At 72.7% G+C, this 15,297-nt stretch carries 18 protein-coding genes; 5 read left to right on the forward strand and 13 right to left on the reverse strand.

All coding sequences use genetic code 11. From position 1 onward, the window contains the following. Positions 1–138: 138 nt before the first annotated feature. Positions 139–396, reverse strand: a complete 258-nt coding sequence (locus ACZ619_RS17250) for a WhiB family transcriptional regulator (protein ID WP_006142322.1) — start codon at positions 394–396, stop codon at positions 139–141. A 320-nt stretch (positions 397–716) separates the two neighbouring features. Continuing rightward, entirely contained in the window at positions 717–1,685 is a 969-nt protein-coding gene (locus tag ACZ619_RS17255; protein ID WP_469599409.1) for a diacylglycerol/lipid kinase family protein, read from the reverse strand. A gap of 137 nt (positions 1,686–1,822) precedes the next feature. On the opposite strand from ACZ619_RS17255, the gene ACZ619_RS17260 reads away from it, so the two are divergent. Next, on the forward strand, positions 1,823–2,269 hold the full coding sequence (locus ACZ619_RS17260) for a hypothetical protein (RefSeq protein WP_469599411.1): 447 nt from the start codon (positions 1,823–1,825) through the stop codon (positions 2,267–2,269). A 44-nt stretch (positions 2,270–2,313) separates the two neighbouring features. Here the strand turns inward: ACZ619_RS17260 and ACZ619_RS17265 are convergent, their stop codons facing one another. The 3 genes from ACZ619_RS17265 to ACZ619_RS17275 form a co-directional block, all read right to left on the reverse strand. Then, on the reverse strand, positions 2,314–3,423 hold the full coding sequence (locus ACZ619_RS17265; protein ID WP_469599413.1) for an RNA polymerase sigma factor SigF: 1,110 nt from the start codon (positions 3,421–3,423) through the stop codon (positions 2,314–2,316). A gap of 17 nt (positions 3,424–3,440) precedes the next feature. Next, complete coding sequence (locus ACZ619_RS17270; RefSeq protein ID WP_004925829.1) at positions 3,441–3,854, reverse strand: ATP-binding protein; 414 nt, start codon at positions 3,852–3,854, stop codon at positions 3,441–3,443. A 264-nt stretch (positions 3,855–4,118) separates the two neighbouring features. Continuing rightward, positions 4,119–4,379: a UBP-type zinc finger domain-containing protein gene (locus ACZ619_RS17275; protein ID WP_469599415.1), complete on the reverse strand. Its 261-nt coding sequence runs from the start codon at positions 4,377–4,379 to the stop codon at positions 4,119–4,121. A gap of 61 nt (positions 4,380–4,440) precedes the next feature. Here ACZ619_RS17275 and ACZ619_RS17280 point away from each other — a divergent pair, with 61 nt between their 5' ends. Further along, a complete protein-coding gene (locus tag ACZ619_RS17280; RefSeq protein ID WP_469599417.1) occupies positions 4,441–6,036 on the forward strand; it encodes a Na+/H+ antiporter in 1,596 nt (531 codons plus the stop codon). A gap of 42 nt (positions 6,037–6,078) precedes the next feature. On the opposite strand, the gene ACZ619_RS17285 is transcribed toward ACZ619_RS17280, so the two are convergent. Both ACZ619_RS17285 and ACZ619_RS17290 read right to left on the reverse strand, forming a co-directional pair. Further along, positions 6,079–6,960 carry a 1-aminocyclopropane-1-carboxylate deaminase/D-cysteine desulfhydrase gene (locus ACZ619_RS17285; protein ID WP_469599419.1) on the reverse strand — a complete coding sequence of 294 codons (882 nt, stop codon included), beginning with the start codon at positions 6,958–6,960 and terminating at the stop codon, positions 6,079–6,081. 98 nt (positions 6,961–7,058) lie between these two features. Next, on the reverse strand, positions 7,059–7,649 hold the full coding sequence (locus tag ACZ619_RS17290) for an N-acetylmuramoyl-L-alanine amidase (RefSeq protein WP_469599421.1): 591 nt from the start codon (positions 7,647–7,649) through the stop codon (positions 7,059–7,061). 288 nt (positions 7,650–7,937) lie between these two features. Between ACZ619_RS17290 and ACZ619_RS17295 the strand changes: the two genes are divergently transcribed. From ACZ619_RS17295 to ACZ619_RS17305, 3 genes are all read left to right on the forward strand, one after another. Beyond that, positions 7,938–9,344, forward strand: a complete 1,407-nt coding sequence (locus ACZ619_RS17295) for a family 2B encapsulin nanocompartment shell protein (protein WP_469599423.1) — start codon at positions 7,938–7,940, stop codon at positions 9,342–9,344. Positions 9,345–9,457: 113 nt separating this feature from the next. Then, entirely contained in the window at positions 9,458–10,558 is a 1,101-nt protein-coding gene (locus ACZ619_RS17300; protein WP_469599425.1) for a family 2 encapsulin nanocompartment cargo protein polyprenyl transferase, read from the forward strand. Between the two features lie 518 nt (positions 10,559–11,076). After that, entirely contained in the window at positions 11,077–11,409 is a 333-nt protein-coding gene (locus tag ACZ619_RS17305) for a DUF952 domain-containing protein (RefSeq protein WP_469599427.1), read from the forward strand. 6 nt (positions 11,410–11,415) lie between these two features. On the opposite strand, the gene ACZ619_RS17310 is transcribed toward ACZ619_RS17305, so the two are convergent. The 6 genes from ACZ619_RS17310 to ACZ619_RS17335 form a co-directional block, all read right to left on the reverse strand. After that, positions 11,416–12,156 (reverse strand): VOC family protein, encoded by a 741-nt coding sequence (locus ACZ619_RS17310; RefSeq protein WP_469599428.1) that lies wholly within the window; start codon positions 12,154–12,156, stop codon positions 11,416–11,418. 22 nt (positions 12,157–12,178) lie between these two features. Then, positions 12,179–12,592 carry a VOC family protein gene (locus tag ACZ619_RS17315; RefSeq protein WP_469599430.1) on the reverse strand — a complete coding sequence of 138 codons (414 nt, stop codon included), beginning with the start codon at positions 12,590–12,592 and terminating at the stop codon, positions 12,179–12,181. A 37-nt stretch (positions 12,593–12,629) separates the two neighbouring features. Next, entirely contained in the window at positions 12,630–13,115 is a 486-nt protein-coding gene (locus tag ACZ619_RS17320) for a Clp protease N-terminal domain-containing protein (RefSeq protein WP_469599432.1), read from the reverse strand. After that, the gene (locus ACZ619_RS17325; RefSeq protein WP_469599434.1) at positions 13,096–14,418 is read right to left on the reverse strand and encodes a caspase family protein; all 1,323 of its coding nucleotides are present in this window, start codon (positions 14,416–14,418) and stop codon (positions 13,096–13,098) included. Before ACZ619_RS17325 ends, ACZ619_RS17320 begins: the two co-directional genes overlap by 20 nt. Before the next feature lies 1 nt (position 14,419). Further along, positions 14,420–14,785: an effector-associated constant component EACC1 gene (locus ACZ619_RS17330; RefSeq protein WP_469599436.1), complete on the reverse strand. Its 366-nt coding sequence runs from the start codon at positions 14,783–14,785 to the stop codon at positions 14,420–14,422. Between the two features lie 132 nt (positions 14,786–14,917). Further along, positions 14,918–15,271, reverse strand: coding sequence for a helix-turn-helix transcriptional regulator (locus ACZ619_RS17335; protein WP_181808045.1), 354 nt, complete (start codon positions 15,269–15,271; stop codon positions 14,918–14,920). Positions 15,272–15,297 lie beyond the last annotated feature (26 nt).

Raw genomic sequence — 15,297 nt, forward strand, 5'->3', positions numbered from 1 at the left:
CCTTGTGGGTCCGGGGCCACTCGCTCGTTGCTGCTCGTTCTCTAAGCGCATCGGGGGTACTGCGCGCTGCGGCTCGGGGGCGGGAGATGCGTACTCGCTGTACGCGCCGCCAAGCTCAGGCTAGCGGGGTGGGTCGGGTCAGGCGGAGGCCTGACGGGCCCGGTTGCGGGCGGCACGGCGCTTCATCGCGCGACGCTCGTCCTCGCTGAGGCCACCCCAGACGCCGGAGTCCTGGCCGGACTCGAGCGCCCACTGCAGACACTGGTCCATAACAGGACAGCGACGGCAGACGGCCTTGGCTTCCTCGATCTGCAGCAGCGCAGGACCAGTGTTGCCGATGGGGAAGAAGAGCTCGGGGTCTTCCTCGCGGCAAACGGCGTTGTGACGCCAGTCCATGGCTGCTACCTCTCCTTGGTATTACATGCAAGTTGCTTGTGAATGTGAACGCTTTCACGAATCCCTCAACAAGTGAAGGGCCGACCGCCAGGTTCCCTGGCGGGGGTCCTGTGAGTTGAAGGGGGATTCCGGTGATCAGTGGAGGCCGGTCTTGCGGGCCGTCCCGATCGCCACGTAGAGCCTCGCAAACCTCAGCGGCGGATACAACCCCTTCCGGAAAGTTTTTTTTGATTCCTCGGTGTCGACTGGGTCACAGCCGTACTTCCATGGGGTGGATCCTGGCCTAAACGTTCGAGTGAAAGGACTTTGGCCCGTTCTACTCACACAATCACACGCAGTGCGCGGCGTACGCCTGTGAACGTCACGCTCGTACGCAGTCCTAGGTGGTCGCCGTCCATCTGGAGAGGGAGGGGCACCTTCGAATGCAAGGTGAACTGGTCCAGGTCGTGCAGGGACACCGCATGCCTGCCGTGGGGGCCGCGCTCGGGGGACGAAGTGAGCAACTGTGTGCCATATCGGGCAACCGCGGCGGGTGACAGGCGGCTGAGACCGAGTACGTCGATGCCCTTATCGAACGAGGCCTTAGGCGACGTGTACATCGGGCGATTGCCGAGATACGTCCAGGGGGACGTGTTCGAGATTATCGCCACGACAAGATCTTCCACCGGGTCCGCGCCGGGCCGTTCCAGCGTGATCGTTCCGCGTCTGCGGTGCTGTTCGCCGAGGAACTGCCGGACCACCTGGCGGACGTAGAGCGCGTGCGTGGATTTCCTGCCGCGCTCACGCTGCTGCTCGACCCGGCCGACCACGCCGGCGTCGAAACCGAGTCCCGCGTTGAAGGTGAACCAGCGGGAGGGCACCGCCTCGTCCACGGTGCCGGGCGTGCCGGCGGTCAGCCCGAGGCCGACGACGCGCTGGCGCTCCTCGCGCAACGCGTCCAGCAGGACGCCGGTGGCCTCCACCGGGTCGTTGGGCAGGCCGAGGGCGCGGGCGAAGACGTTGGTGGAACCGCCGGGCACCACGGCGAGGCCGGGCAGCCGGTCCGGGTCGGGTCCCCCGTGCAGCAGGCCGTTGACGACCTCGTTGACCGTGCCGTCGCCGCCGAGGGCCACGACGAGGTCGATGTCGTCGCTCTCCGCCGCCTGCCGGGCCAGGTCGCGGGCGTGGCCGCGGTACTCGGTGGTGACCGCCTCCAGCTTCACCTCGCTCGCCAGGGCGTGGATCAGGACGTCGCGCCTACGTGCGCTTGTGGTGGTAGCCGCCGGATTGACCACGAGGAGTGCACGCATGGATTGCAGCGTACCTACTGGGAAGTACCGGGCCCAGACCGAGTTAGGGATCGGGTAAGAGAAAGAGGCGTGAGTCTGAACACTCGTCTCCGTGGGCCGGGGGTGTGGCCCGCAGGGCGACGGCTACCCTTCTTGGCGTGAGCAGTGAGCATGCGCCTACGGCCGTGGCGGCCGACGGAACCGACGGACCCCGTCCGCGACGGCTGACGTACGCGGCAGCGCTGAGCGGGCTGGAAGGGCTCGCGCTGGTGGTCGCCGGGGTGTGGATGCTCGTGCTCGGCCTCGCCGGGTCCTCGGACGACCGGGCGGGGGCCGTCACCGGGGGCATCACACTGATCGTGCTGGCGCTGCTGCCGCTGCTGGCCGCGCGCGGACTGCTGCTGCGCAGGAGCTGGAGCCGCGGCCCGGCGGTGATCACCCAGATCATGGCGCTGCCGGTCGCCTACAACCTGCTCCAGGCCGACAGCGTGGCGATTCCGGTGGGGATCGCGCTGGCCGTGGTCTCGGTCGCCTCGCTGGTGCTGCTGGTGAACTCCGCTACCACCCAGGCCCTTGGGATCAAGGGGCCCGGGCGCAGTAGCTGACCCCGCCGGTTCCTCGCCACTCCTGGCTACTGCTCGCTGCTCCTCTACTCCTCGACGAGCAGCTTCTCCCGGAGCTGGGCCAAGGTCCGCGCCAGGAGCCTGGAGACGTGCATCTGGGAGATGCCGACCTCCTGGGCGATCTGGGACTGGGTCATGTTCCCGAAGAAGCGGAGAAGGAGAATCCGCTTCTCCCGGGGCGGGAGGTCCTCCAGCAGGGGCTTGAGGGACTCGCGGTACTCGACGCCCTCCAGCGCCTCGTCCTCCGCGCCCAGGGTGTCGGCGACCGCCGGGGACTCGTCGTCCGTGTCCGGGACGTCCAGCGACAGCGTGGAGTAGGCATTGGCCGACTCCAGGCCCTCCAGGACCTCCTCCTCCGAGATCGCGAGCTTCTCGGCGAGCTCGTGGACCGTGGGGGAGCGGCCGTGCTGCTGGGAGAGCTCCGCCGTGGCCGTCGTCAGGGCCAGCCGCAGTTCCTGGAGCCGGCGCGGGACGCGCACCGCCCAGCCCTTGTCGCGGAAGTGGCGCTTGATCTCACCGACCACGGTGGGCGTGGCGTACGTGGAGAACTCCACGCCGCGCTCCGGGTCGAAGCGGTCCACCGACTTGATCAGGCCGATGGTGGCGACCTGGGTGAGGTCGTCCAGCGGCTCACCGCGGTTGCGGAACCGGCGCGCGAGGTGCTCGACGAGCGGCAGGTGCATCCGGACCAGCTGGTTGCGCAGCTCCGCGTACTCGGCGCTGCCGTCCTTGAGCGTGCGCAGCTCGACGAACATGGCGCGCGCCCCGCTGCGGTCCTGCGGCCCGTGCTGGGGCGTCTGCACCACCTCGGCGGCCAGCGCCTCGTCCCCGGCGTATCGCTCGTGCTCGCTCATCGTCCCGCCCGTCGCCCTTTCGCGAGCCGTCGCCGACTCCCCCGCTCTCGACTTCGCCCGAGTGGGGGCACCCCCGCGGTCCGGGGCCGCGACCCCGTTCCGTGCTTCCGGGGGAGCGCTCTGCACGGCACCGTCAGGACCGAGCCGCGTGGAGTCGTCCTCCGGGTGCGGCCTGGCCTGTTCCGGGATGCCGTCGATGCCGTCAGCCATGCGTCGGGAGCCGGTCGGGGGGCCTTCGTCCCCGGCCGACAGCTCCCGTGTGCCGCGCTCTTCGTCCCGCACCGGCCCGTCCCCGTTCCTCACGCCGGCCCGGGTCCCGCGCCGCGCTGTTTGTAGAGGCTGATCGACACGGTCTTGTCCTCGTCGACGGCCGACGAGACCTTGCCCGCCAGGGCCGAGAGCACGGTCCAGGCGAAGGTGTCGCGCGAAGGGGCGTGGCCGTCCGTGGTCGGGGCGGAGACCGTGACCTCCAGTGAGTCGTCGACGAGACGGAAGACGCAACTGAGCACCGAGCCCGGCACGGCCTGCTGGAGCAGGATCGCGCAGGCCTCGTCGACCGCGATGCGCAGGTCCTCGATCTCGTCCAGGGTGAAGTCCAAGCGGGCGGCGAGACCGGCCGTGGCCGTCCGAAGCACCGACAGGTAGGCACCCGCAGCCGGCAGCCGGACTTCCACGAAGTCCTGGGTCGCGGGCTCGCCTGCGATCTGGGACACCCTCACCTCCATGGTGGTACAAGCTTTTCGGGGCCGAGGGTCGCCCCCCGGGGTAACGCACTATGTGGTTCAGCGGTGACGCTACCGCGCTCCGAAGTTTTCTGTCCCCGGGACCCCAACCCCCTGGCGTCACTCACAGTAAACCTGTGTATACGCTCCGTGTCTAGGGGGCTGTGTCTCCCAATTGGGAAGAGCGCGCGCCGGGTTGACGTACCCCGACGTCGGACCGTCGAACCGTCGTTCTTCGGCAGCCGTGGTGCAGTCTCACACGAGGACGTGGTCGACGAAGCACCAGCGCCAGTTCTCGCCCGGTTCGAAGGTCCGCATCACCGGGTGACCGGTCCGGGTGTGGTGGCCCGTGGCGTGTCTTCCCGGTGAGGAGTCGCAGCAGCCGACGTGGCCACAGGTCAGGCAGAGCCGCAGCTGCACGGGGTGGGTGCCCTGGGCGAGACACTCGGGACAGGTCTCGTTCAGGGGGCCGGGTTCCGGGTGCGGCAGCGCGCCGGCATGCGTGCACTGTTTCATGATTGCCAGATTACGACGGGTGTGCGGGTGGCCGCGCGGAAAATGAGGGCGGGCGAAGATCATGGACGTGATGCCACTGCTGTTGCTGGTGGCGGGGAGTGCGGCGATCGCCGCCGCGGCCCGGCGCACCCCGGTGCCCGCGCCCCTGCTGCTGGTCGCGGTGGGTCTGGCGGTGTCGTACCTGCCGGGGGTCCCGGACTACACCCTCGACCCCGAGGTCGTGCTCCCGCTGCTGCTGCCGCCGCTCCTGTACACCTCCGCGTCCGACAGCTCCTATCTCGACCTGCGCGCCCAGCTGCGCCCGGTCGCGCTGCTCTCGGTCGGCTACGTCCTGTTCGCGACCGTCGTGGTCGGCTGGGCCGCCTACCTGCTGGTACCGGGCATGCCGCTGACGGCGGCCCTGGTGCTCGGCGCGGTGGTGGCCCCGCCGGACGCGGTGGCCGCCACCGCGGTCGCCCGCCGGGTCGGCCTGCCCTCCCGCATCACCACCATCCTCCAGGGCGAGTCGCTGCTCAACGACGCCACCGCGATCACGGCGTACAAGGTGGCCCTCGCGGCGGCCGTCGGCGAGGGCGCGACCTGGGCCGGCGGCATCGAGGAGTTCCTGCTCGCGGCGGTGGGCGGCGTCGGCGTCGGCCTGCTCATGATGGCGCCGCTGCACTGGCTGCGCACCCACCTGAAGGAACCGCTCCTGCAGAACACGCTCTCCCTGCTCATCCCGTTCGTGGCGTACGGCGTCGCCGAGCAGTTCCACGCCTCCGGGGTGCTGGCGGTCGTGGTCGTCGCCCTCTATCTCGGCCACCGTGCCTGGGAGGTCGACTTCGCCACCCGGCTCCAGGAGGAGGCGGTCTGGAAGATGGTCGCCTTCATCCTCGAATCGGCGGTCTTCGCGCTGATCGGCCTCCAGTTGCCGATCGTCCTGCGCGGACTGGGGGAGTACGCGGGCGGCGAGGCCGCCTGGTACGCGGTGGCCGTCTTCCTGGTGGTGGTCGCGGCCCGCTTCGCCTGGTGCTTCCCGGCGACCTTCCTGCCCCGGATCCTCTCCGCGCGGATCCGCGAACGGGAGGCGAACCCCACCTGGAAGGGCGCGTTCGTCACGTCGTGGGCCGGGATGCGCGGCGTGGTCTCGCTCGCCATCGCCTTCTCGATCCCCGTCACCGTGCACGGCGGCGGGGCCTTCCCGCACCGCAACCTGATCCTGTTCCTGACCTTCACCACGGTGATCGGCACCCTGGTGGTGCAGGGGCTGACCCTGCCCCCGCTGATCCGCCGGCTGCGCTTCCCGGGCCGCGACCCGCAGGCCGAGACCCTCGCCGAGGCCAACGCCCAGGCCCAGGCGTCCCGCGCGGCCGAGAGCCGCCTCGACGAACTCCTCTCCGACGACCGCAACGAACTCCCGCCGCCGCTCGCCGACCGGCTGCGCACCGTCCTGGAGCGCCGCCGCAACGCGGTCTGGGAGCGCCTCGGCCAGACCAACCCCGTCACCGGCGAGTCCGTCGACGACACCTACCGCCGGCTCTCCCGCGAGATGATCAGCGCCGAACGGGAGGTCTTCGTCCGGCTCCGCGACCACCGCTACATCGACGACGAGATGCTCCGCACGCTCCTGCGCCGCCTGGACCTGGAGGAGGCGGCGGCCTACCGGGAGGCGGCCTGAGCGGGCCGCCGGGGCCCGCCGCGCCTCCCGCCTGGGCCCCGCTCAGGCCGTGATCACGGCCGCCACCCGCGTCTCCCGGCCGAACGCCCCCTCGCCCGCCAGCTCGACAAGTCCGTACAGCAACTTGGCGACATACAGGCGCTCCACCGGCAGCCCGTGCCGCTCCTCGAAGTCCTCGGCGAAGGCGTGGAGTTCCGGTGCCGTACGCCCGTACCCGCCGAAGTGGAACCGCTCGTCGAGCGCCCAGTCGCCGCGCCGCCCGCCGAACGCCTCGCGTTGCAGCCGCTCGATCTCCGCCGCCAGGAAACCCCCCTTGAGCACCGGAAACCCGCACGCGCGCTGCCCCGGCCCCAGCCCTGCGGCCAGCCCGGCCAGGGTGCCTCCGGTCCCGCACGCGACCGCCACCACGTCGGCCCGTCCCCGCAGTTCCTCGCCGAGGGCCCGGCACCCGTGGACCGCCGTCGCGTTGCTGCCGCCCTCCGGCACCACGTACGCGCCCTCGGCCGCGGCGGCCCGCAGCAGGCCGGCCAGCACCCCGGGTTCGGCCTTGTGTCGATATGTCGACCTGTCGACGAAGTGCAGCCGCATCCCGTCGGCGGCGCACCGCGCGAGGGACGGGTTCAGCGGCCGGCCGGCCAGTTCCTCGCCCCGCACCACGCCCACCGTCGGGAAGCCGAGCAGGCGCCCCGCGGCGGCCGTCGCCCGCAGGTGGTTGGAGTAGGCCCCGCCGAAGGTGAGCACCGGCCGGCCGCCGGACGCCTCGATGTTCGGGACCAGCTTGCGCCACTTGTTGCCGATCAGATCCGGGTGGATCAGGTCGTCCCGCTTGAGCAGGAGCCGGACGCCGTGGCGGGCGAAACGGTCGTCGCTCACCTCGTCGAGGGGCGAGGGCAGCCGCGGGGCGAGTATGTCGGCGCTGGTCACGGCCCCATTCTCGCCCGGCACCCGGGCGGACGCTCACTTCGGCCGGGCACTTCGGCCGGGCACTTCGGCCGGTCGCTCCTGCCGCTTGCTCCGGACGCTCACTTCAGCCGGTCCCGGACGCGCTCGCGCAGCGAGGACATCGTGACGCCCCGCGGGTCCACCTTGCCCGGCTGCCACTCCAGATGCCCGATCACCGAGCGCTCGGACCAGCCGTGGTGCCGGCACACCGCCGCGGCCACCTTCTCGACGGCCGCCAGCTGGGCCTCGGGCCAGGGGTCCTCGCCGTCGCCCAGGTTCTCGCACTCGAAGCCGTAGAAGTGCCGGTTGCCGTCGGTGTTCGCCTCGTTGTCCCGGGGAAGGCGCTTCTCGGCGATCACGGCGCGCAGCACGTCGTCGTCGCCGAGGCCCGCGTGGTTGACGCGGCCGTAGCCGACCAGGTGGACCGTGCCGTCCTTGGTGATGACGCCGTGGCACAGCGGGCCCGGGAGGTCGGGGCGGCCCTCGCGGCACATCCGGACCGTGCGGTCGGCGCCGCCGGTCGCCGTGTGGTGGATCATCACGCCGTGGACGGGGCCCCACGGGCCCTTGTGGTTCCGGTTGTGCTCCCGCCAGCCGCCGACCTCGACGACCGTGACGCCCTCGTCCCGCAGCGCGTCGAGGAAAGCACCCGCGGACATGGGTGGGGACATGGCCGCCTCCTTCGCATTCGTACCGGCTCGTTCCGGAACTTCTACAGAAGCCGGACGGGCCCGGACCACCCCGCCGGGACAAGTTCGGATCCTGTGCGAGTCGATCAGGACAAGTCGGCATATCGAAGGGCGCTGGATCGTCCGGTCGTTCGGCATGCCCAGGCGGCCGATGATCTATTCCCGCTCTTTCGGGTAATGGTCCCGGCACGCTCCGTGATGACAGGGTGGCCCGTGAGACCGATGCGCGGGCAGTTCGGCGCCCGTGCAGGTATGGGAGGGCATTTCCTTATGTCGGTAGGCGAAGAGGTCCGCACGGATCAGGGCAAGCCGCAGCAGTCACTCGACACGGCGGCAGCGCGGAATCTGGCCACCACGACCAAGTCCGCGCCGCAGATGCAGGAGATCAGCTCCCGCTGGCTGCTGCGGACGCTGCCCTGGGTCGACGTCCAGGGCGGTACGTACCGGGTGAACCGGCGGCTGACCTACACGGTCGGCGACGGCCGCATCACGTTCCTGAAGACCGGCGACCGCGTCGAGGTGATCCCGGCGGAACTGGGCGAGCTGCCGGTCCTGCGGTCGTACGAGGACGAAGAGGTACTGGGGGAGCTGGCCCAGCGCTGCCGGCAGCGGGACTTCGCCCCCGGCGAGGTCATCGCCTCGTTCGGCAACCAGACGGACGAGGTCTACCTGCTCGCGCACGGCCGCGTGGAGAAGATCGGCACCGGCCCGTACGGCGACGACGCGGTCCTCGGTGTCCTCGCCGACGGGGCGTACTTCGGCGAGGACGGCCTGCTGGACCCGGACGCCATCTGGGACTTCACGGCCCGCGCCGACACGGCCTGCACCGTGCTGACCCTGTCCCGGCAGGACTTCGAGCAGGTCGCCGAGCGCGCCGACTCGCTGCGCGAGCACCTGCGGGAGCTGCGCGCGATTCCCGAGCAGCGCACCAACAAGTACGGCGAGCGGGAGGTGGCGCTCGCGGCCGGCCACAGCGGCGAGCCCGACATCCCCAACACCTTCGTCGACTACGAGGCCCGGCCCCGCGAGTACGAGCTGAGCATCGCCCAGACCGTGCTGCGCATCCACACCCGCGTGGCCGACCTCTACAACCAGCCGATGAACCAGACCGAGCAGCAGCTGCGGCTCACCGTCGAGGCGTTGAAGGAGCGCCAGGAGCACGAGCTCATCAACAACCGGGAGTTCGGCCTGCTCAGCAACTGCCAGTACGACCAGCGGCTCCAGCCGCACGACGGCGTGCCCGGCCCGGACGACATGGACGAGCTGCTCAGCCGCAGGCGGGGCACCAAGCTCTTCCTCGCCCACCCGCGCGCGATCTCCGCCTTCGGCCGTGAGCTCAACAAGCGCGGACTGGTCCCGGAGACCGTCGAGATCGGCGGCAACCGCATCCCGACCTGGCGCGGGGTACCGATCTACCCGTGCAACAAGATCCCGGTCACCGAGGCCCGCACCACCTCGATCATCGCCATGCGTACCGGTGAGTCGGAGCAGGGCGTCATCGGGCTGCGGCAGTCGGGGCTCCCGGACGAGATCGAGCCGAGCCTCTCGGTCCGCTTCATGGGCATCAACGAGCAGGCCGTCATCAACTACCTGGTCACGGCGTACTACTCGGCGGCCGTTCTGGTCCCGGACGCTCTCGGCGTGCTGGAGAACGTCGAGATCGGCCGCTGGAGGTGACGTTTCCGCACTTGGCGGTCGTGTCCCCGCCCTCCGGGGCGGGTACACCCTCGGGACACGTGCCGAGCCGGGGCCCGGACGCCCCGGTACGCGCACTCCGCGAGGGGGAGGCCATGGCCGAGTTCGTGACGGAGAGGCAGGAGAGTTCCACGGGAGCGGCGCCGGAGGGGGCCGAGCCGCTCGACGGGCACGAGGCCGCGGCCATACTGGAGGACGCCCGCAGACTCGTCGACCCCGAACTGCGCGCGGCGGTCGACTCGTTACCCGGCTCGATGCGCCGGATCGCCCGCTACCACCTGGGCTGGGAGCACGCCGACGGCAGCCCGGCGGCGGGCAACGCGGGCAAGGCCATCCGGCCCGCCCTGGTCCTCACCGCAGCCGAGGCGCTCGGCGGCCCGGGCGCCCGCTCGGCCGCCGTCCGGGCCGCGGCCGCCGTGGAGCTGGTGCACAACTTCACGCTGCTGCACGACGACGTGATGGACCGGGACACCTCCCGCCGGCACCGGCCCACCGCCTGGACGGTGTTCGGCGTCGCCGACGCGATCCTCGCCGGGGACGCCCTCCAGGCGCTGGCCCTGCGGCTGCTCGCCGAGGACCCGCACCCGGTGTCCGGGGCGGCCGCGGCCCGGCTCGCGGACTGCGTCCTGGAGCTGTGCGCCGGGCAGCACGCGGACACGGCCATGGAGGACCGCGCCCCCGGCGAGGTCACCCTCGACGAGGTGCTCGTCATGGCCGAGGCCAAGACCGGCGCGCTGCTCGGCTGCGCCTGCGCCCTGGGCGCGCTGTACGCGGGCGGGGGCGAGGACGGGGTGGCCGCCCTCGACGGCTTCGGCCGGCAGGCCGGGCTCGCCTTCCAGCTGATCGACGACGTCATCGGGATATGGGGCGATCCCCGGCGCACCGGCAAGCCGGCCGGCGCCGACCTGGCGGCCCGCAAGAAGTCCCTCCCGGTCGTCGCGGCGCTCGCCTCCGGCACCCCGGCCGCGGCCGAACTGGCCGGGCTGTACACCGGACCGCGGGTGCCGGCCGACGCCGACGAGGTCGCGCGGACGGCACTGGCCGTGGAGCGGGCCGGCGGGCGTGACTGGGCGCAGGCCGAGGCCGCCGACCGGATGGCCCTGGCGGTGCAGGAGCTGGCCCGTGCCGTGCCCGACCCCGAGTCGGCCGGCGGCCTGCTCGCGCTCGCCGAGTTCGTGACCCGGCGCAGCAGTTGAAGACCCCGGAGTCCCCGGGACCGTGCGGCTCCTGACCCCGCACGGAACCCCGGGGACTCCGGTCCGACGGGTCCCGCACAGCCCCACGGTGTGCGGGCCCCGCCGTCGCACGCCCACCGGACCGGAGCCGGCGCCCACCGGACCGGAGTCCGCGCCGACCGCCGCCCGCCGGACCGGAGTCCGCGCCGACCGCCGAACCGGCGCCCGCGTCCGCCACTGCCGGACGGGGAGCGCGGTCCCGGACCCTGGCCTACGCTGGGCACATGGACGGCCAGAACCAGGTCTGTCCGGTCTGCGGACAGCCTGTCGAGAGCGTGGTGCGGCGGCACAAGACGCTGGGCGCGTGGGTTCCGGTCTGGGGTCCCGGCCCCTGCCGCAACCCCGACTGCGCCGAGTACCCGGGACCGTGCCGGCCCGCACCGCGGCCTCCGACCGCCGAGCCTCCGACCGCCGAGCCTCCGACCGCCGAGCCGCCGACCGCGCGGTCGCGGCCGGGGGAGACGCCGTAGCGTGACCGCATGACCGGACTGCCGAACATCCTGCACATCACCGAGCGCTCCCTGTGGGAGCAGGCCCGCGCGCGGGGCGCCTACGCGATCTCCACCCGGGGCCGCACGCTCCAGGAGGAGGGCTTCATCCACTGCTCCACCCGCGAGCAGCTCCCGCGCATCGCGGCCTTCCTGTACGGCTCCTACGACGGCCCGGACGAACTGGTGGTGCTGGTCGTGGACCCGGCCCGGGTCGGCGTACCGGTGAGGTGGGAGGCGGCGGAGCCGGGCGGCGAGGAGTTCCCGCACGTGTACGGGCCGGTGCCGGTGGCGGCCGTGGTGGACGTCGAGCCCTGGGGCTGACCGGCCTCAGTCCCGGACCGGCAGACCGCCGGTCTCCGGGTCCCGGCCGGTGAGGCAGTAGACCCCGCCGGCCGGATCGCGCAGTACCGTCCAGTGCCGGCCGTCCGCCACGTGCACGGCGCCCAGCTCCTCGTGCCGGGCCCGGGTCGCCGGGATGTCCGCGCAGGCCAGGTCGAGGTGGGCGGCGGCGGGCCGTTCGGTGTCCAGCCGCTGGAGCAGGACGCGGACGGGCAGCCCGGCCGGCGGCCGCAGCACCCGGAACTCCGGCAGCGAGCCGGTCAGCAGCTCCCAGCCGGTCAGCTCCGCCCAGAACGCGGTCTCCGCCTCGTACCGGGACGGCGGGATGTCGAGGCTGACCTGGTCCAGCCTGCTGCCCGCCACGACCGGCGGCCGCACCGACTCCCCCTGCCAGGGCACCGCGCAGCACAACTGCCCGGCGGGCGACCGCAGTACGGCCCACCCCTCGTGCTCCCCGACCGTCTGCGCGCCGAGGTCCCGGGCCCGCTTCACCAGCCCCGGCACGTCCTCGACGCACAGGTCCAGGTGCGCCCCGCCGGGACCCGCCCCGACCCCCTGGACCTTGAGGCAGGCGTCCGCCCCGCCGTCCGGCAGCAGCGTCACGAACTCGCCGTCGCCGCCCCGGGGCGCGGAGAGCCGGGTGGCGGTGACCGCCGTCCAGAAGTCCTGGGCCGCGCGGAGGCGGCCGGCGGGGCGGTCGGCGAAGGCGTACGTCCAGCGGATGGTCATGCGGGGATGGTAGACGCGGCCGCTACGCGCGGCGTTCGGTGAAGCGCAGCAGGTTCCCCGCCGGGTCCCGGAACGCGCAGTCCCTGACGCCCCAGTGCTGGTCCGTCGGCTCCTGGATCACATCACCGCCGTACTCCCGCACCCGCTCGTACAGCGCGTCGCAGTCGGTGGTGGAGAAGATCACCCCGCGCAGCATGCCCTTGGCGAGCAGTTCGGCCATGGCCTGCCGGTCGGCGGGGGAGGCGTCCGGGTTGGCGCCGGGCGGCTCCAGCACGATCTCCACGCCCGGTTGCAGCGGCGAGCCCACGGTCACCCACCGCATCCCCTCGAACTCCACGTCGTTGTGGACCTCGAGACCGAGGACGTCACGGTAGAAGGCCAACGCCTTGTCGTGGTCGTCGACGGCGATGAAACACTGCGCGAGTTTTACGTCCATGGGGTCAGGCTAGGAGGAAACGGCCGGCCGTGCCCGGTCAGCTCATGGCCCAGATGTAGGGGTCGTGGCCGGCGGGCGGGGTGCGCGGGACGGCGCCGGTAGCGGTGTCCGGGGCGGCCGGGGCCTCCCGGACCTGCCAGGGGACGGCCCGCCGTGCCGCGAGCACGTCCGCGACCAGGACGTTTCCGGCCGACAGCAGCGCGAGCAGGATGTGCCGCGGCCGTACCGGCCGTTGACCGAGCCGGTCGGCCTCCCGCGGGGCGAGCTCCAGCACGGTGGCGCTCTCGCCGGTCAGCGGTGGCTGGTCGCGCGGCCGGAGCGTGCCGGGCCCGAGGGCCGCGACCAGATCCGCGTGCAGCCCGTCGGCCGGGACGCCCAGCATCGGTACGACCTCGTCCTCGGCCACGTCCAGCAGGGCCAGCAGGAGGTGCGCCGGCTCCACGTACCAGTGGTCGAGCCGCCGGGCCGCGCTGCGGGCGGTCTCCACCACCAGCAGCGCCCGGTCATCGAACCTCTCGTACACCGCTCACCCCCGCCAGATCCTCCCGGGCCCGCAGCGTGTGCGGATGGTCGGCCCCGAGCACCCGCTCGCGGACCGCGACCACCTCCCGCAGCAGTTCCAGCGCCTCCGGCCCGCCGCCCGCGAGCGCCAGGTTCCGCGCCAGCAGATGCCGGGTCCGCAGGGTGTGGGGATGGTCCGCGCCGAGCACCCGCCCCCGGTCCGCCAGCAGCCCCCTGAGCATCCCGGCCGCCTCCTCGCGGTGCCCCGCCTCGCCGAGGTTGACGGCGAGGAACTGACGGGTGCGCAGGGTGTCCTCGTGGTCCGGGCCGAGCAGACGCAGCTGGTCGGCAAGGAGGTGCCGGAGCAGTCCGGCGGCCTCGGCGGGGCTGCCCGCGCCGCCCACGCTGTGCGCGTGGGACTGCCGGCCGCGCAGGGTGTCCGGGTGCTCGGCGCCCAGCACCCGGGTCTGTTCGGCGACCGTCCCGCGGAGCCGCTCGGCCGCCCCCGCCCAGTCCCCGGCCTTGCCCCGCTCGACGGCCGCGGTGTGCCGTCGCCGCAGTTCGGGGCCGGTGTCCGCGGTGAACGCGCGGTTCACGCCGAGGGCGACGGACGGGGCGGTGCCGGCGCCCCGGCCGAGCGGGACCGGCAACCCCTCGGACGCCATCAGGGCACGCAGCTGCCGGTAGAGGTGGTCGACGGTGAGCAACTCCGGCCCGCCGGGCACGCCTTCGCGCAGCAGCCGTATCAACCGGCCGGTGAAGGCGGTGTGCTCCTCGCCGGGGAGGGCGAGGGCGACCTGGTCGCGGGCGGCGGAGGTGAGGACGTAGGTGCCCGCCACCTCCAGCTGCCCGAGCTGCCAGGCCGCGCCGCCCCCGGCCAGCGAGTCGCCGACGGCCCGGCCGGAGAAGCAGCAGTCGAGGACGACCACCTTGGTCCGGGCCGGGGAGTCGAGGACGGCGTCGCGGAGTTTGTCGTACTCCAGGGAGTTGAACTCGGGCGCCTCCCAGCGGCTGTCGGGCAGCGCGAGGTGGAGGCCGTGGCGGCGGCCGGCCACCAGGCCGTGGCCGGCGTAGTGGACCAGCAGGAGGTCCTCGGCGCCGGCGACGGCGCGGCGCAGCCGGTCGCCGACCGTGCGCAGGTCGCCGTCGTCGAGCAGGACCGTGCAGTGGCGCTCGGGCACGAGTCCGTGCGACGGGTCGGTGAGCAGCGCCGCGAGGTCGGTGACGGTCCGCGCGACGACCGGCAGGTCGGGCAGTGCCCGGTCGGCGTAACGGCTCGCGCCGATCAGGACGACCCGGGAGCGTTCGGGATCGGGTAGGCGCACGTCACTCCCGTACGTCCCGCTGCTCCAGGGCCTGCCGCAGCAACTGCTCGACGTCCTCGCCGCTGACCCGGCGGGCGTCGATCTCGACGGCCGGGCCGTCCTCGCGCCGGATGCTCAGCCGGACGTCGCTGCGGCGCGGCTGGGTGATCCAGGCGCGCAGGCAGGAGGCGAGCACGGTGAGCGGGCCGCCCGCGCCCAGCAGCACGGACACGGTGTCGAGCGGGACGCCCAGCCGGCCCTCGGCCGGGGCGGCCCCGGTCAGCCGGACCTGGCCGGCGAGCGTCGGTTCGCCTCTGAGCCAGTCGGTCAGGGACTCGGCGTCCATGACCGGCGCCGCGCTCAGGACGGAGATGAATGCGGTTGCCACGGTTCCCCCGGATGCGTTCAGACCGATCCACTGCACATTCCCCGGCACATTCCTTGTCCGGCAACGGAGTCGACGGTGACGGCCAGTGTACGGCCGGGGAGCGGGGAGTGACCTGGCCGTTGCGGGGCGGGGTCAGTACGGGCGGCGGCGGGGGCGGGTGAACGTCCGGGCCACACAGGACGGGATCACCGTGCTCTCCTCGTGGTCGCGCGCCCGGTAGGCGCTCGGCGTCTCGCCGACCAGTTCGGTGAAGCGCGAGCTGAAGGAGCCCAGCGAGGTGCAGCCGACGGACATGCAGACCTCGGTGACCGTGAGGTCGCCGCGGCGCAGCAGCGCTTTGGCCCGCTCGACCCGCCGGGTCATCAGGTAGCTGTACGGCGTCTCGCCGAAGGCCTTGCGGAAGCTGCGCTGGAAGTGGCCGGGCGACATCAGCGCGGTACGGGCCAGTTCGGCCATGTCGAGCGGTTCCGCGTACTCGCGGTCCATGCGGTCGCGCGCCCGGCGCAGCCGTC

The sequence above is a fragment of the Streptomyces sp. NPDC104367 genome (genome assembly GCF_055583825.1).

Excerpts from the sequence above, each read along its gene's own strand:
- ACZ619_RS17335 (WP_181808045.1), bottom strand. The coding sequence starts at position 15,271 with ATGGACCGCGAGTACGCGGAACCGCTCGACATGGCCGAACTGGCCCGT.
- ACZ619_RS17250 (WP_006142322.1), bottom strand. The coding sequence starts at position 396 with ATGGACTGGCGTCACAACGCCGTTTGCCGCGAGGAAGACCCCGAGCTC.
- ACZ619_RS17310 (WP_469599428.1), bottom strand. The coding sequence starts at position 12,156 with ATGACCATCCGCTGGACGTACGCCTTCGCCGACCGCCCCGCCGGCCGC.
- ACZ619_RS17300 (WP_469599425.1), top strand. The coding sequence starts at position 9,458 with ATGGCCGAGTTCGTGACGGAGAGGCAGGAGAGTTCCACGGGAGCGGCG.
- ACZ619_RS17255 (WP_469599409.1), bottom strand. The coding sequence starts at position 1,685 with ATGCGTGCACTCCTCGTGGTCAATCCGGCGGCTACCACCACAAGCGCA.
- ACZ619_RS17275 (WP_469599415.1), bottom strand. The coding sequence starts at position 4,379 with ATGAAACAGTGCACGCATGCCGGCGCGCTGCCGCACCCGGAACCCGGC.
- ACZ619_RS17295 (WP_469599423.1), top strand. The coding sequence starts at position 7,938 with ATGTCGGTAGGCGAAGAGGTCCGCACGGATCAGGGCAAGCCGCAGCAG.
- ACZ619_RS17280 (WP_469599417.1), top strand. The coding sequence starts at position 4,441 with ATGGACGTGATGCCACTGCTGTTGCTGGTGGCGGGGAGTGCGGCGATC.
- ACZ619_RS17305 (WP_469599427.1), top strand. The coding sequence starts at position 11,077 with ATGACCGGACTGCCGAACATCCTGCACATCACCGAGCGCTCCCTGTGG.
- ACZ619_RS17315 (WP_469599430.1), bottom strand. The coding sequence starts at position 12,592 with ATGGACGTAAAACTCGCGCAGTGTTTCATCGCCGTCGACGACCACGAC.
- ACZ619_RS17290 (WP_469599421.1), bottom strand. The coding sequence starts at position 7,649 with ATGTCCCCACCCATGTCCGCGGGTGCTTTCCTCGACGCGCTGCGGGAC.